Below are 15,634 nucleotides of genomic sequence, written 5' to 3' on the forward strand. Positions count from 1 at the left end.
ATGCGCGCCCTCCACCCTCCGCTCGAACGCATGCCGCTCTACGGCGCCGCCAGTAGCCGCGCGATTGAACGTCAAAACACCCACCTGCCGCTGATGGAGCGCGCCGGGCTGGCCGTGGCCAAGCTGGCACTGGCGCTGTGGCCGGGCTCGGGTCCCATCTGGGTGGCCTGCGGCCCGGGCAATAACGGCGGGGACGGCCTGGTCGCCGCACGCTGGCTGGCTGCGCATGGTCTGCCGGTGCACGTCTCGCTCAGCGCCGATGCGGGTGCCCTGCCGCCCGACGCTGCGGCAGCGCACGCGCGGGCGCTGGCCGCCGGGCTGCCGATCCATGCCGAGCCCCCGGACACCACCCCTGCGCTCATCGTCGACGCGCTGTTGGGACTGGGTCTGTCGCGGCCGCCGGCCGGGGCGGTGGCGGCCAGCCTGCACGGCGTAGCCAAGTTTGCTGCCCAAGGCGCGCGCGTGCTGGCGGTGGACCTGCCCAGCGGACTGATGGCCGACACCGGCACGGCGCTGGGCGAGCACACGGTGCGCGCCGACCACACCTTGAGTCTGTTGACGCTGAAGCCCGGCCTCTTCACCGGCGCAGGCCGCGCGCACGCCGGTCAGGTCTGGTTTGACGACCTGGACGTGAGCCCCCCCGGCGCCCATCACCCGGCGGACGCCGAGCTGCTGGGCGACGACGCGCTGCGCCCCATGCCGCGCGATGCCACGGCCCACAAGGGCAGCCAAGGCAGTGTGCGCGTGGTGGGTGGTGCGGCGGGCATGGAAGGCGCCGCACGCCTGGCCGCCCGCGCGGCGCTGGCGGCCGGGGCGGGACGCGTTTACCTGGACGCACTGTCCAATGCGCCCGGCCCGGCCGACCCAGCCTGGCCCGAACTGATGCGCGCTGGCGCCGAGCCCGCCGTGGCGCAGCCCGGCGTCGTCACGCTCGCAGGCTGTGGGGGCGGCGCCGCCATCGCCACGCACCTGCCGGGCCTGCTTGCGCAAGCCGCGCGGCTGGTGCTGGATGCCGATGCCCTGAACGCAGTGGCCGGTTCAGCCGCTTTGACCTCGGCCCTGCAGGCTCGCACGCAGCCCACGGTACTCACGCCCCATCCGCTGGAGGCCGCACGCCTGCTCGGTTGCACGGTGCCGGAGATACAGGCCGACCGCCTGCGTGCCGCACAGAACCTGGCCGAGCGCTATGGCTGCAGCGTGGTCCTGAAAGGCTCGGGCAGCGTGATCGCATCGCCGGGCCACCGCTTGGGCGTTTGCCCGCGCGGCAGCGCAGCCTTGGCCAGCGCCGGCACGGGAGACGTACTGGCTGGCTGGCTGGCCGGCTTGTGGGCACCGGAGCCCGAGGCGGACCTGCATGCACTGTGCGGCAGGGCCGTCAGCCAGCACGGTGCTGCGGGCGAGGCACTGCCCCTGCGTGCCTCGACCCTGATCGAGCGCCTGTCAGCGACGCTTGGCGCCGCGTGATGCGGCCTTGGCTGCGGCCCGGTCCGCAGTCTTGCCGCTGGCCTTCCTGGTGTCGCTGCCAGCAGCGCTCTTCGCTGCACTCTTGGACGCTCGCTTGGCCGCCTGTTTGGCGGCCCTTACCGGATTGGCCTCCGCGGCGGCCTTGCGCTGCTGCTTGACGGCCCGGTCGACGCGGCGCACCTCGTCCAGCGCCTCGACAGCGCTGATCGGTTCGCGTGCCGCATCGCCCCGCGCCGGCCGCGTCGCGCCGGCCTTCTTGCGCCCCGCGCGCTCCACGGCCTGTTTGGCCGCAGCGCGCCCTGGGTCAACTTCCTTGACGAGACGGAAATCGATCTTGCGGCCGTCCAGATCGACCCGGCTGACCTGCACCCGGACCTTGGTGCCTACCGCGTAGCGGATGCCCGTGCGCTCACCGCGCAGCTCCTGACGCACCTCGTCAAAGTGGTAGTACTCGCCACCCAGCTCGGAGATGTGCACCAGGCCTTCGACGTAGAGCTCGCTCAGCTGCACGAAGAGGCCGAAGCTGGCGACCGAGGACACAGTGCCCGCGAATTCCTCACCCAGGCGTTCACGCATGAAGCGGCACTTGAGCCAGGCCTCGACGTCCCGGCTGGCTTCGTCGGCACGGCGCTCGTTGGCGCTGCAATGCGCGCCCACCACTTCCCAGCGCTCGGCTTCATTGCGGGCCTTGGCGGGGTCGGGCGGCGCAGGGCGGCCCGGACGCTTCTCGACCTTGGCCGCCGTCATCTTGTGAGCATCAAGCAGATAGCGCTTCTCGCCCAGCAAGGCCTTGATCACGCGGTGCACCAGCAGGTCCGGGTAGCGGCGGATGGGGCTGGTGAAGTGGGTGTAGGCCGGATAGGCCAGACCGAAGTGGCCGGAGTTGGTGCCGGTGTAGATCGCCTGCTGCATGGAGCGCAGCAGCATGGTGTGGATCTGCGCCGCGTCGGGCCGACCCTTGGTGGCCTGGGCCAGGGACTGGAACTCGCGCGGGTGCGGGTCGTCGCTGACACCGAGGCCGATGCCCAGGGCCCGCAGATAGGCCTGCAGCGCGGCACGCTTTTCGGGCGTTGGGCCCTCGTGCACGCGGTAGAGCGATGCGTGCTTGTGCGTCGCGATGAAGTCGGCCGCGCAGACGTTGGCAGCCAGCATGGCTTCCTCGATCAAGCGGTGGGCGTCGTTGCGCGTGCGCGGCACGATGCGTTCGATGCGGCCGTTGTCGTCACAGACGATCTGGGTCTCGGTGGTCTCGAAGTCGATCGCACCACGCCGCTGGCGCTCGGCCAGCAAGGCGCGGAAGACTTCATGCAGATGCACCAGGTGCCCCACCAACGTCCGGCGCTTGGCAGCCTCAGGGCCATGCGTATTGCCCAGGATGGCCGCGACCTCGTTGTAGGTGAAGCGCGCGTGCGAGTGCATCACGGCCGGGTAGAACTGGTAGGCCGTGACAGTGCCGTCCTTGGTGACGAGCATGTCGCAGACCATGCAGAGCCGGTCCTCGCCCGGGTTGAGCGAGCACAGGCCGTTGGAGAGCTTCTCCGGCAGCATCGGGATCACGCGGCGCGGGAAGTACACCGAAGTGGCGCGTTCGTAGGCGTCTTCGTCGAGCGCATCGCCGGGCTTGACGTAGTGGCTCACGTCGGCGATCGCGACCAGCAAACGCCAGCCCTCAACGGCCTGCTTGCCTCGGCCCTGCTTGTAGGGCTCGCAGTAAACGGCGTCGTCAAAGTCGCGGGCGTCCTCGCCATCGATGGTGACGAGGGGCACGTCACGCAGGTCCACGCGCTGCTTGAGGTCTGCCGCGCGCAAGCGGTCGGGCAGCTTGGCGGCCTGGGCCAGCGTGGCGGCGCTGAAGCTGTGCGGCACGTCGTACTTGCGCACCGCGATCTCGATCTCCATGCCCGGGTCGTCGATCTCGCCCAGCACCTCGACCACACGGCCCACGGGCTGCGAATAGAGCGTCGGCGGCTCGGTCAACTCCACCGCCACCACCTGGCCGGCAGTGGCATTGGCGATGCCGTTCTTGGGTACGAGGATGTCCTGACCCATGCGCCGGTCCTCCGGCGCCACCAGCCACACGCCGCTCTCCAGCAGCAGGCGGCCGATGATGGGACGCTTCTTGCGCTCGAGGATCTCGAGCACCTTGCCCTCGGGCCGGCCGCGCTTGTCGAGCCGCTGCACGCGCACCCGCAATCGGTCGCCGTGCATCACGGCATGCACTTCCTGCGGCGGCAGGTAAACGTCGGGCGAGCCGTCGTCGGGAATCAGGAAACCGTGGCCGTCTCGATGCCCTTGCAGGACACCCTCGACTTCACCCATGGGGCCGGGACTTGCCGGCTTGATCGTCTTTGAATTCTTCAATGGTTCTGTGCTATAGTCTTTGTCTTCCTGAGACGGCCAGAGAACTTGAATCAAGTTGACTGGTCACCTTGCCCAGGTGGCGGAATTGGTAGACGCACTAGTTTCAGGTACTAGCGGGTAACTCCGTGGAGGTTCGAGTCCTCTCCTGGGCACCAAAATTCAACAAAAGCCGGCCACAAGCCGGCTTTTGTCATTCTGGGCCCAAGAGCTGACCGAGTGGACGGCATCCTGGGGCCATCGCTCCGGCACTCGAAGGGCTCGCAGCCTTGCTCCGAGCCGGTGGCGCTCAAACCGAAAACTTCCTCGCCAAAGCCTCGGGGCCCATGCCGTCGTACTCTTCGAACGGCTGGTGGATCCAAGGTGAGGTTTCCAGCATTTCGCAGTAGTAGTCCGGCGTGTAGGCCGAGACCTTCTTGGTCCAGATCACGGCGGAGCGCAGCTCCTGGATCGCAGGCATGCCGCGCAAGCGTTCGACCACAGCCTTGAGCGTGATGCCGGAGTCGGCCAAATCGTCGATCAGCAGCACCTTGCCGCCCAGTTCGCCGGAGGGCATAGTGATGTACTTGGCGATATCGAGCCGGCCCTGGATGGTGCCCGCTTCAGCACGGTAGGAGCTGGTGGACATGATGCCCAGCGGCTTGTCGAAGACGCGCGAGAGCACGTCCCCTGGCCGCATGCCGCCCCGCGCCAGGCACAGGATCTGGTCGAACTTCCAGCCCGAGGCATGCACCTTCAGCGCCAGCCGCTCGATCAACAGGTGGTACTCGTCCCAGGACACATAGAGGTGCTTGCCATCATCGGTGAGCATCACAGCTTCTCCTTAGCGAGCGGCAAGTATCAGGCCGAATAGGGGTGATGCAGGACGATGGTGTGGTCGCGGTCGGGGCTGGTGGACACCACGTGGATGGGCACACCCGTCACTTCCTCGATGCGCTGGAGATAGCGCCGCGCATTGACGGGCAGGCGGTCAAAGTCCGTCACGCCAGCGGTCGGCTCCGACCAGCCGGGCAGGGTCTCGTAGATCGGCTTGCAGCGCGCGATGTCGTCCGCCCCCATGGGCAGCAAGTCCACGATCTCGCCGTCGAGTTCATAGCCGGTGCAGAGCTGCAATTCGGACAAGCCTTCCAGGACGTCGAGCTTGGTGATGCAGAGGCCGGACAAGCCGTTGACCTGCGCAGACCGCTTGAGCAGCGCGGCGTCAAACCAGCCGCAACGGCGCGCACGGCCCGTGGTCACACCCTTCTCCGCACCCACGGTGCTCATGTGGTAGCCGGGCGTGCCCTTCGCTTCCCAATCCAGCTCGGTCGGGAACGGGCCACCGCCCACGCGCGTGCAGTAGGCCTTGGTGATGCCCAGCACGTAGTGCAGCATGCCAGGGCCCACGCCCGAGCCTGCGGCGGCATTGCCGGCCACGCAGTTGCTGGAGGTGACATAGGGGTAGGTGCCGTGATCGATGTCGAGCAAGGTGCCTTGTGCGCCTTCAAAGAGCAGGTTCTCGCCCCGCTTGGAAGCCTCGTTCAACTCGCGCGAGACATCGGCCATCATGGGCTTGAGCAGCTCGGCGTGGCGCATGGCTTCGTCATACACCGGCTGGAACTGCACCTCGCCGTTGGCGATGTAGGGCTTCAGGCCTTCCGGGAATTCGAAGCTGCGCGACCCGAGGAAGCTGGTCAGCACATGGTTGTGCAAGGCCAGCAATTCGCGCAGCTTGGCGGCAAAGCGCTCGGGGAATTTCAGGTCTTGCACGCGCAATGCGCGGCGAGCGATCTTGTCCTCGTAGGACGGACCGATGCCACGGCCGGTGGTGCCGATCTTCTCGGTCCCGCCTTGCTCACGAGCGGCTTCACGGGCCACATCAAGGGCTGCATGGAAGGGCAGGATCAGCGGGCAGGCCTCGGACACACGCAGTCGCGAGCGCACTTCGACGTTGGCCTTCTCCAGCCCTTCGATCTCCTCGAAGAGCTTGGCGGCGGACAGCACCACGCCATTGCCGATGTAGCACTTGACGCCCGGTCGCATGATGCCGCTCGGGATCAGGTGCAGGGCCGTCTTGACGCCATTGATGACGAGGGTGTGGCCGGCGTTGTGGCCGCCCTGGAAGCGCACCACGCCCGAGGCCGTTTCGGTGAGCCAATCGACGAGCTTGCCTTTGCCCTCGTCACCCCACTGGGTGCCCACCACGACCACGTTTCGGCCACGCGCGATTTCGCTGCTGCTGTGCATCTTTTGCTTGCCTGCTAAGAGGGAGTCTGAGTGTCGGGGCCGCGCTAGAGGGGGCGCAGTTCCCAGCCCGAGCCGCCGCGAACCAGTTCGCGGTCACATTCGAATTCATCGCCTTCGTGCTCATGCCCGGGCAGCACGCAAACGACGGTATGGCCCTGCTGCCGCAGGTCGCGCACGGCGGCGCGCAAAGTGGCGTCCTCGCCCCAGGGGGCGCGCACGGCCGCTGCAAACGGCGTCTGGGCTCCCAGCGACACGATGGCCTTGAGATCCAGGCTGAAGCCAACGGCGGGACGCCGCCGGCCGAACACCGCGCCAACTTCGTCGTAGCGGCCTCCGCGCAGGATGGCGTCCGGGCTGCCAGCCGCGTACACACCAAAGCGCACGCCGCTGTAATAGGCGTAGCCGGTGAGGTCGGCCAGGTCGAAGCCAAGCTTCACTTCGGGGTGCACCGCCTCCAGATGCCCGTGCAGCCAGGCGAGGTCAGCGAGTGCCGCGCGGATGAGCGCGTGGTCGGGGAGCAGCGCCTTCGCCTGCTCAAGCACCTCAAGGCCGCCGTACAGACGCGTCAGCGCGCAGAGGGCGTCGCGCGTGGCCGACGGAAGATCGGCCGTCAATTCACGCAAGGTGGTCACATCCTTGGCCGACAGTGCTGCGAGCGCTTCGGGTGACAGTTGCCGACCATCCAGCAAGCCTTGCAGCAGGCGCGCGTCGCCAAGGTCCAGCACCAAACCCTTCAGGCCGGCACGGCGCAGGGCATCGAGCGCCAGATCCTGCACCTCGAGGTCGGCTTCCAGGCCGGCGTGGCCGTAGACCTCGACGCCGAACTGCAGCGGCTCGCGGCTGGTGTGGAAGCCATCAGGCCGCGTGTGCGCCACCGGGCCGCAATAGCAAAGCCGGGTCACGCCCTGGCGGTTCAGCAGGTGCGCGTCGATGCGTGCGGCTTGGGGGGTCATGTCCGCCCGCAGGCCCAGGGTGCGGCCGGAGAGCTGGTCGACCAGCTTGAAGGTCTTGAGCCCGCTGGCATGGCCGGCACCAGACAGCAGGGACTCCAGGTGCTCGATCAGCGGCGGCATGACCAGCTCGCAGCCATAGCTGCGGGCCATGTCGAGCAGTTCGCGGCGGAGTTCCTCTATGCGGCGGGCCTGCGAGGGCAGCACATCGGCAATGTGCTCAGGCAGCAGCCAGGCTGACGACATGGGTAAGCGGGGCGGTTAAAAACGGCATTGTACCGGGGCCGTTTTTCCGGTTTACGGCTTCAGCTCAGTGCGAGCAACAGGGCGATGCCAGCCAGCATGCTGAGCAGCCCGATGAAGCGGATCTGCCCGTCCGTCAGAGCCATCAAGCGCGCGAACAGCTGGCGCCACTGGGCCGGGCTGGCAAAGGGCAGCAATCCCTCCATGACCAGCATGAGGCCCAGCGCCAGCCAGAGACTGTCGCTCGACACGCCTACTTCTTGGCCGGGGCAGCGCCGCCGGTCGGGGCCCCGCGCATGGCCTTGAAGAAGTCACTGCTGGGATCCACCACCATCACATCGCTGCGGTTGCGGAACGAGGCGCGATAGGCCTCCAGCGAGCGATAGAACTGGGCGAACTGAGGGTCGCGGCCAAAGCTCTCGGCGTACAGCGCCGAGGCCTTGGCATCGCCTTCGCCCTTGACCTTCTGGGCGTCGCGGAAGGCCTCGGCCACGATGACTTCGCTCTGGCGATCGGCATCGGCGCGGATCTTTTCACCCTCGGCAGCGCCGGTGGAGCGCAGCTCGTTGGCCACGCGCTTGCGCTCGGACTCCATGCGGCGGTAGACCGACTCGGTGATGCCGGCCGCAAAGTCCACGCGCTTGATGCGCACGTCCACGATCTCGATGCCGAACTGCTTGGCTTCATCGGCCAGACGCTTGCGCACGTCTTGCATGATCTTTTCGCGCTCAGAGGCCAGCACGGCGATCACGGTGCGCTTGGTGATCTCTTCGTTGAACGCGGCCTGCACCACGGGCGCGAGGCGGTTCTCGGCGTTGCGGATGTCGGCATTGCTAGTGCGGATGAACTGACGCGGCTCGGTGATGCGCCACTTGATCAGCCAGTCGATGACCAGGCTCTTCTTCTCGGCCGTGAAGATGGGGCGGGACTCGGGGCTGTCGAGCGTCTGCACGCGGCGATCGAGCATGACCACGTTCTGCAACGGTGGCGGCAGCTTGATCTTGAGCCCGGGCTCGGTGATGACTTCCTTGATCTCGCCCAGGGCGTAGATGACGGCGAACTGGCGCTGATCGACGATGAAGAGCATCGAGCTGGCGACCAGCAGCGCAACGAGGACGCCGGCGATGAGGCTGGTGAAACGGTTCATGGCTTGGGTCTCCGTCGCGGCTCAGCGGCCTTCACGGTCGCGCGTGCGCTGGCCGTCGCGGGAGCGTAGATCTTGGGTCGGTGCGGGATCGGCAACGGCCGGCGCGGCGGGCTGGGGCTGCGACACGGTGACGCTGCCATTGCCCTGCTGCATCAGCTTGTCGAGCGGCAGGTAGAGCAGGTTGGAGCCACTGCGGCTGTCCACCATCACCTTGCTGACGTTCGTGAAGACCTGCTGCATCGTGTCCAGATACAGGCGGTCGCGGGTGACCTGGGGCGCCTTCTGGTACTCGGTGAGCACCGACTTGAAACGCTGCGCATCACCCTCGGCCATCGCCACCACGCGGGACTTGTAGCCCTCGGCTTCTTCACGCAGGCGCGAGGCCTTGCCCTGTGCCTTGGGGATCACGTCGTTGGCATAGGCCTCGGCCTCGTTCTTCAGCTGCTCGCGGTTGGCATTGGCCTTGAGCGCGTCTTCAAACGCGGCCTGCACCTGCTCGGGTGGCTGCACGCTCTGCACGTTGACGTTCTTGACCTGCACGCCCGCCTTCAGCCGGTCGAGTTGAACCTGGATGGACTTGGCCAGCTCGATCGGGATCTGGTCGCGCTGCTCGTAGAGCACCGCGTCCATCTTGCTGCGGCCGACGATCTCGCGCACGGCGGACTCGGCGGCCAGCATCACGGCCTGCTCGGGGTCGCGGTTCTCGTAGAGGAAGTCGCGGGCGTCCTTGACCGTGTACTGCACGGTGAAGCGCACGTCCACGATGTTCTCGTCCTGGGTCAGCATCGAGGAATCACGCAGCCCGGTGGCCGCACCGATGGAGTTGCGACCAACGTCCACCTGCTGCAGGCGCGTGACCGAGACGATCTCATGCTGCTGCATCGGGTAGGGCAGGCGCCACTGGAAGCCCGCCTCCACCGTCTTGCTGTACTTGCCGAACGAGGTGATGACGCCTTGCTGGCCTTCCTGCACGATGAAGAAGCCACTGCCCAGCCAGCCCAGCAGCACCACGCCGGCGATCAGGCCGACACCGATGCCGGCGCCTTTCAGCTCGGGCGGCATGTCACCGCCATTGCCGCGCGGCGCGCCCTTGCCGCCAAAGAGGCCGGCGAACTTGCGCTTGAAGTCGCGGTAAAGCTCGTCCAGGTCGGGCGGGCCGTCCTGACGGCCATTGCTGAGCAGGCGTTGGGCGGCGCGCTGCCACCAGCTGGGAGAAAGTGTGCGGCTCATTCGTGGATGGAGAGTTGAGCTTCGTGGTCGGGGGCGTCGGCGGCTGCCTGCGCGCCTTGCATGGCCTCTGCGATCAAAGCTCGCAGCTCGGCAAGGCCTTCGCCGGTCAGGGCACTGACAAACACGCGCGGCGTGGGCTCGGCAGCTCCGTCGCCGCGCAGCAGTTGATCGACCAGCTCACGCGGGCGCTGGTCCGGGTCCAGGCTGTCCAGCTTGTTGTAGACCAGCAGCTGCGGCAGGTCACCGGCACCGATGTCGTGGAGCACGCGCTGGACTTCGACCATCTGCTCGTCAAGCTGCGGGCTCGCCGCATCGACCACGTGCAGCAGCAGGTCCGCATCGGCGGCTTCCTGCAGGGTCGCCTGGAAGGCCTCGACCAGCTTGTGCGGGAGGTCGCGGATGAAACCCACGGTGTCGGACAGCGACACGCTGGCGCCGGCCTCGCCCAGGTACATGGACCGGGTGGTGGTGTCCAGCGTGGCGAAGAGCTGGTCCGCCGCATAGCTGCGCGCCTTCGTCAAGGCATTGAAGAGCGTGGACTTGCCGGCATTGGTGTAGCCCACCAGGGAGACGCGGAACACACCGCTGCGGCCACGTGCGCGGCGCTGGGTGTTGCGCTGCTTCTGGACGCGCTTGAGGCGCTCCTTCACCTGCTTGATGCGGTCTTCGATCATGCGGCGGTCCAGCTCGATCTGGGCCTCACCGGGGCCGCCGCGCATGCCGATGCCGCCGCTCTGGCGCTCCAGGTGGCTCCAGCGGCGCACCAGGCGCGTGGCCAGGTATTGCAGACGGGCCAGCTCGACTTGCAGCTTGCCCTCGTGGCTCTGCGCGCGGCGGGCAAAGATTTCGAGGATCAGCGCCGTGCGGTCAGCCACCGGGACGCCGAGGGCGCGCTCGAGATTGCGTTGTTGCGCCGGCGAGATGGCCTGGTCGAACAGCACGGTGTGCGCACCATGGGCCTGCACCAGCAGCTTGATCTCATCAACCTTGCCGGAGCCGACGAACAGTGCGGCATCAGGCGCCTGGCGGCGGGCCACGACGCGGGCCACGGGCGAATCGCCGGCAGACTCGGCCAGCAGCGCCAGCTCGTCCAGGGTCTCGTCAAACCCCTGCTTAGCAGCGCGGGAGCTGAAATCGACGCCGACAAGAATGGCGCGCGCCGCCTCGGAGGGCGGCGACGCGGGGTTGACTTCGGGAGCGGCCAAGCGAGATCAGGCGTCCGGGTTCGCGTCGCCCGCGTGGAAGTTGACGGCACGGCCGGGCACGACGGTGGAGATGGCGTGCTTGTAGACCATCTGCGTCACGGTATTGCGCAGCAGGACCACATATTGGTCGAAGGACTCGATATGGCCTTGGAGCTTGATGCCGTTCACGAGGTAGATCGAGACGGGCACGTGCTCTTTGCGCAGCAGGTTGAGAAAGGGATCCTGCAAAAGTTGGCCTTTATTGCTCATCGGTATGCTCCGAGTTTGTGGGTGGGGGGTGGTCGGGTTAGACCTTAACACAGCCCCCAACGCAGTCCATGGTCAGGGCTTTTCGTTGAAGGGATTGGCCTGCGACTTGAACTCGATCTTGAGCGGCGTGCCCACCAGCTTGTAGTGGGCGCGGATGCGGCCCTCCAGGTAGCGGCGGTAGGCCTCGGTGACGCCCTCAAGCGCATTGCCGTGGATCACGACGATGGGCGGGTTCTGCCCGCCTTGGTGGGCGTAGCGCAGCTTGGGGCGCGAGAGCCCGGCGCGCTTGGGCTGCTGGTGCTCCACGGCCTCGTGCACCAGGCGCGTCAGCACCGGCGTGGTCATCTTGCGGTAGGCCGAGGCATAGGCGTCGGCCATGGAGTCCCACAGCTTGCCCAGGCCCTGGCGCTTGAGTGCCGAGATGTGATGCAGGGGTGCGAATTTGAGGAAGGCGAGGCGGTGCTCAATGGAGCGCTCCAGCTGCTCGCGCTGGTAGCTGTCCACCGCGTCCCACTTGTTGACGGCGATCACCACCGCGCGGCCGCTATCCAGCACATAGCCGGCGATGTGGGCGTCCTGATCGGTCACGCCCTGGGTGGCGTCGAGCAGCAGCAGCACCACGTGCGCATCGGCAATGGCCTGCAAGGTCTTGACGACCGAGAACTTCTCGATCGCCTCGAACACCTTGCCCTTGCGGCGCAGGCCGGCGGTGTCGATCAGCTGGAACTTCTGGCCATTGCGCTCGAAGGGCACCGAGATCGCATCGCGGGTGGTGCCAGGCATGTCGAAGGCGATCAGGCGCTCTTCGCCCAGCCAGGTGTTGATCAGCGTGCTCTTGCCCACATTGGGGCGGCCGGCCACGGCGAGGCGGATCACGCCATCCTCGGCGCCGTCTTCGTCGCGCTCGGTGGCGTCAAAGGGCTCCAGCACGGCATCCAGCAAGCTGCGGATGCCCTGGCCGTGGGCGGCCGAGATGGGGTGAGGCTCGCCCATGCCCAGCTCATGGAACTCGGCCAGCAGCGGCGACTCGCTCATGCCCTCGGCCTTGTTCACCGCCAGGTGAACGCGCTTGTTGGCCTGGCGCAGGAAGCGGGCGATGTCCTGGTCCTGGGCCGAGAGGCCGAGGCGCACATCCACGACGAAGACCACCGCATCCGCCTCGGCCACGGCCTGGCGGGTCTGCTTGGCCATCTCTTTCACGATGCCCGTGGTCGAGTCAGGCTCGAAGCCGCCGGTATCGATGACGATGTATTCGTGGTCGCCGAGGCGCCCGTCGCCGTAGTGGCGGTCGCGCGTCAGCCCGGAGAAGTCGGCCACGATGGCATCCCGGCTCTTGGTGAGCCGGTTGAACAGCGTGGATTTGCCAACGTTGGGGCGGCCCACCAGGGCGATGACCGGCTTCATGCCGCCCCCACCCTCATTGAGCCGCCTGGAAGGCGAACACGCCGCCGTTGCGGGTGGCGATCAGGGCGGTGGTGCCGACGCGCGCGGCCGCCACGGCGGGCGAGCCATCGGTGGCCACGCGCTGCACGGTCTTGCCGGTCTCGCGGTCCAGCACATGGACCTGGCCTTCGTAGTCGGCCACCAGCACCTGCTTGCCGATCACGACGGGTTCCACCAGGCGGCGGCGGATGAACTGATCGGCCGACCAGGCAAGGTCGCCATTGCTCAACTTCCAGGCCGAGATGCGGTCCGAAGCGTCGGCGCCCACGATGATTTGAGCATCGCCGCCCACACCCTGGGTGCCGCCCGCATTGCGATTCCACAGCGAGCTGCCCCGCTCGGCATTCACGCAGCCCACGGCGAACTGGAAGGCGCGTGCGCAGATCAGGTCGCCGACGCGCAGCGCGGGCCCGACGAGGTCGGCCAGGCGCTCCACCTCATTGGTGCCGCGCGGCTGGGCGACGGTGGCCTCCCAGCGCAACTGGCCGCTGACGGGGTCCAGCCCCACGAGGCGGGCGCCCTGCCCGGCCACCAGCGTGTCCTTGAAAGCAACCAGCACCCCAGGCTTGGCCAGTGTCAGTGCGTCACCGGCGCGGCGGTATTCCCAGATCTTGCGGCCGTCCAACGCGTCGAAGGCCAGCACCTGGCGGTCAATGGTCAGCACAAAGACGCGCTCACCCGCCACCAGGGGCGGCGCCACCACGGGCGTGGGCAGGGCCTTGGCCCAAAGGCGCTTGCCGCCGTCAAAGGTGATGACTTGGTTGTCGCGGTTGACGACGGCGGCAAAGCGGCCGTCGCTGCCCACGCCGGCCGTCAGCTTGGAGCCGGCGTGGGCACGCCACGCCTCGCGGCCATCGGTCGCGTTCAGCGCGTGCAGGCTGCCGTCGTCGCCCGCCACCACAAAGCGATCGCCGGTCGTGGCAATGCCCAGGGGGAAGTTGACGCTGTCGCCCTTGCTGCTCCAGGCCAGGCGCACGGCGCCGGTGGACGGAATGCCGGCCTCCAGCACTGCGGGCTTGTCTTTGTCCTTGCCGAACAACGAGCAACCGCCCAGCAGGCCCAGGGAGATGGCCAGCGTACCGATGGAAAGAAGTCGCTTCATGCTCGGCTTCCGGTTCATTTCGCCGCCGAGGCAGCTTCCTCAGGCACGGCAACGCCCAGCGTCGCGAGCTTGGCCTCGACGAGGCGGCGGTAGTCCTGGGTCTTCTCAAGACCGGCCAGCGCCTTCTGGAACTGCTCGCGGGCCGCATCGGGCTTGTTCTGCAGCAGGGCCAGGTCGCCCCGGCGGTCGGCCACAAGGGCCGCAAACTCGGTCGCCGTGACACCGTCCAAGGCCTTGGCGGCTTCGTCCAGCTTCTTGGCATCCATCAGCACGCCGGCCAGGCGCAGCCGGGCCAGGTCGCGGTACTCGGGCAGGTTGCCGTGCTCGGCGACCCATTCCAGGTTCTGCTGGGCGGCGTCGGCCTTGCCCTTTTCAAACTGCAGCTTGGCGGCCTGCAAGCCAGCCTGGGCGGTGAAGCCTGTCTTGGCGAAGCGGCTGCGCAGGTCGTTGCTGATGCCGCTCGCCTTGTCCACGTCACCGGCCTGCGCGGCACGCTCGAATTCGTCGTACATCGCGGCCGCCTGGTTGGCCTGGTCGCGCTCGTACCAATTCCAGCCCTGCCAGGCCGCGTAGGAAGCCAGCGCCAGGGTGATCACCCAGGTGATGAGGTTGCCCCAGCGCTTCCAGAACGCCTTGACTTGTTCCAGTTGTTCTTGTTCTTCGAGATCGAGATGAGCGGCCATGGGGAAATGCGTGAGGCATCGGCGCCAGGCGCCGGGACAGGGATTATGCGGGGAGGAGCTCGGCGGCCCAGTCGGCCACGGCGGCAAGCGCTCGGATGGACTGGGCGGCGCCTTCTTCGCGCAGTGGCTTCACGGCCACCTCGCCACGAGCGAGTTCGTCGCCGCCAAAGACGAGGGCGAAGCGGGCGCCCGAGGCGTCGGCCTTCTTGAACTGGCTCTTGAAGCTGCCCCCGCCCGCGTGCATCTGCACCGCCACGCCGGCGGCGCGCAGGGCCTCCAGCGTCGGCAGGATGCGCGGCAGGTCGGCCGGGTCGGGCACGACGGCGTAGGCGTCGACCTGCGGCTCGGCAGCGCCCAAGCCCAGGGTCTCCAGCAGCAGCAAGATGCGCTCGATGCCCAGGCCAAAGCCCACGGCCGGCGCGGCCTTGCCGCCAAGCTGCTCGATCAGGCCGTCATAGCGGCCACCGGCACACACCGTGCCCTGGGCACCGAGCTTGTCGGTGACCCACTCGAAAACGGTGAGGTTGTAGTAGTCCAGCCCACGCACCAGGCGGGGGTTAAGGCGGTAGGCCAGGCCCACAGCGTCGAGTAGCGCGCGCACGCCGTTGAAGTGGGCCAGCGACTCGGGGCCCAGGAAGTCGAGCAGCTTGGGCGCGCCCTCGGCCATGGCTTGCATGGCGGGGTTCTTGGTGTCGAGCACGCGCAGCGGGTTGCTGTGCATGCGGCGCTTGGCCTCGTCGTCGAGCACGTCCTGGTGCTGCTCCAGGTAGGCGATCAGGGCGGCGCGGTGCGCGCGGCGCTCCTCGGGCTGACCCAGGCAGTTGAGCTCCAGCGTCACGTCGCGGCCCTCGACCAGGCCCAGCTCGCGCCACAAGGTGCGCGCCAGCAGGATGACCTCGGCGTCCACATCCGGGCCGGCAAAGCCCAAGGCCTCGACGCCCATCTGGTGGAACTGGCGGTAGCGGCCCTTTTGCGGCCGCTCGTGGCGGAACATGGCCCCGAAGTAATACAGCCGCTTGCCGCCCTCGCGCAGAAAGCTGTGCTCGATCATGGCCCGCACCACGCCGGCCGTGCCCTCGGGGCGCAGGGCGAGGTGGTCGCCGTTCATCTTGTCCTCGAAGGCGTACATCTCCTTCTCGACGATGTCGGTCACCTCACCGATGCCGCGCACGAACAGGGCCGTGGGCTCGACGATGGGCGTGCGCACATTGGCATAGCCATAGCGCTGCAGCACGCTGCGCATCTGGGCTTCAAGACGCTCCCAGCGCGCCGAGTCCGGCGGCAGGATGTCGTTCATGCCCTTCACCGCCTGCAGCGGCTGCAACTTCTTGATC

At 67.6% G+C, this 15,634-nt stretch carries 14 protein-coding genes and 1 tRNA gene; 2 read left to right on the forward strand and 13 right to left on the reverse strand.

From position 1 onward, the window contains the following. The gene (locus tag ABDJ85_RS15110) at nt 1–1,464 is read left to right on the forward strand and encodes an NAD(P)H-hydrate dehydratase (RefSeq protein WP_347705620.1); all 1,464 of its coding nucleotides are present in this window, start codon (nt 1–3) and stop codon (nt 1,462–1,464) included. On the opposite strand, the gene rnr is transcribed toward ABDJ85_RS15110, so the two are convergent. Then, nucleotides 1,441–3,783, reverse strand: coding sequence for a ribonuclease R (gene rnr / locus ABDJ85_RS15115; protein WP_347705621.1), 2,343 nt, complete (start codon nt 3,781–3,783; stop codon nt 1,441–1,443). The two genes, ABDJ85_RS15110 and rnr, sit on opposite strands and share 24 nt — an antisense overlap. A gap of 112 nt (nt 3,784–3,895) precedes the next feature. Between rnr and ABDJ85_RS15120 the strand changes: the two genes are divergently transcribed. After that, a tRNA-Leu gene (locus ABDJ85_RS15120) sits at nt 3,896–3,980 on the forward strand. Between the two features lie 131 nt (nt 3,981–4,111). Here the strand turns inward: ABDJ85_RS15120 and ABDJ85_RS15125 are convergent. The 12 genes from ABDJ85_RS15125 to hisS all read right to left on the reverse strand — a co-directional run bounded on the left by ABDJ85_RS15125 (nt 4,112) and on the right by hisS (nt 15,624). Continuing rightward, complete coding sequence (locus ABDJ85_RS15125; RefSeq protein ID WP_347705622.1) at nt 4,112–4,633, reverse strand: phosphoribosyltransferase; 522 nt, start codon at nt 4,631–4,633, stop codon at nt 4,112–4,114. A 29-nt stretch (nt 4,634–4,662) separates the two neighbouring features. Then, entirely contained in the window at nt 4,663–6,048 is a 1,386-nt protein-coding gene (locus ABDJ85_RS15130) for an adenylosuccinate synthase (protein ID WP_347705623.1), read from the reverse strand. Nucleotides 6,049–6,092: 44 nt separating this feature from the next. After that, nucleotides 6,093–7,244: an ATP phosphoribosyltransferase regulatory subunit gene (locus tag ABDJ85_RS15135; RefSeq protein ID WP_347705624.1), complete on the reverse strand. Its 1,152-nt coding sequence runs from the start codon at nt 7,242–7,244 to the stop codon at nt 6,093–6,095. A gap of 59 nt (nt 7,245–7,303) precedes the next feature. Beyond that, nucleotides 7,304–7,492 carry a DUF2065 domain-containing protein gene (locus ABDJ85_RS15140; RefSeq protein ID WP_347705625.1) on the reverse strand — a complete coding sequence of 63 codons (189 nt, stop codon included), beginning with the start codon at nt 7,490–7,492 and terminating at the stop codon, nt 7,304–7,306. Between the two features lie 2 nt (nt 7,493–7,494). Next, a complete protein-coding gene (gene hflC / locus ABDJ85_RS15145) occupies nt 7,495–8,388 on the reverse strand; it encodes a protease modulator HflC (RefSeq protein WP_347705626.1) in 894 nt (297 codons plus the stop codon). A 21-nt stretch (nt 8,389–8,409) separates the two neighbouring features. After that, nucleotides 8,410–9,618: an FtsH protease activity modulator HflK gene (hflK, locus tag ABDJ85_RS15150; protein ID WP_347705627.1), complete on the reverse strand. Its 1,209-nt coding sequence runs from the start codon at nt 9,616–9,618 to the stop codon at nt 8,410–8,412. Next, on the reverse strand, nt 9,615–10,823 hold the full coding sequence (gene hflX, locus ABDJ85_RS15155) for a GTPase HflX (protein ID WP_430765555.1): 1,209 nt from the start codon (nt 10,821–10,823) through the stop codon (nt 9,615–9,617). Before hflX ends, hflK begins: the two co-directional genes overlap by 4 nt. A gap of 6 nt (nt 10,824–10,829) precedes the next feature. Further along, a complete protein-coding gene (gene hfq / locus ABDJ85_RS15160; protein WP_347705628.1) occupies nt 10,830–11,072 on the reverse strand; it encodes an RNA chaperone Hfq in 243 nt (80 codons plus the stop codon). Nucleotides 11,073–11,144: 72 nt separating this feature from the next. Then, nucleotides 11,145–12,476: a ribosome biogenesis GTPase Der gene (gene der / locus ABDJ85_RS15165; RefSeq protein WP_347705629.1), complete on the reverse strand. Its 1,332-nt coding sequence runs from the start codon at nt 12,474–12,476 to the stop codon at nt 11,145–11,147. 13 nt (nt 12,477–12,489) lie between these two features. Then, entirely contained in the window at nt 12,490–13,617 is a 1,128-nt protein-coding gene (locus ABDJ85_RS15170; RefSeq protein WP_347705630.1) for an outer membrane protein assembly factor BamB, read from the reverse strand. 14 nt (nt 13,618–13,631) lie between these two features. Beyond that, complete coding sequence (locus tag ABDJ85_RS15175) at nt 13,632–14,300, reverse strand: YfgM family protein (protein WP_347705631.1); 669 nt, start codon at nt 14,298–14,300, stop codon at nt 13,632–13,634. Between the two features lie 43 nt (nt 14,301–14,343). After that, the gene (hisS, locus tag ABDJ85_RS15180; protein ID WP_347705719.1) at nt 14,344–15,624 is read right to left on the reverse strand and encodes a histidine--tRNA ligase; all 1,281 of its coding nucleotides are present in this window, start codon (nt 15,622–15,624) and stop codon (nt 14,344–14,346) included. Nucleotides 15,625–15,634 lie beyond the last annotated feature (10 nt).

Source organism: Roseateles paludis, assembly GCF_039872745.1.
GTDB classification, from domain to species: domain Bacteria; phylum Pseudomonadota; class Gammaproteobacteria; order Burkholderiales; family Burkholderiaceae_C; genus Pelomonas; species Pelomonas paludis.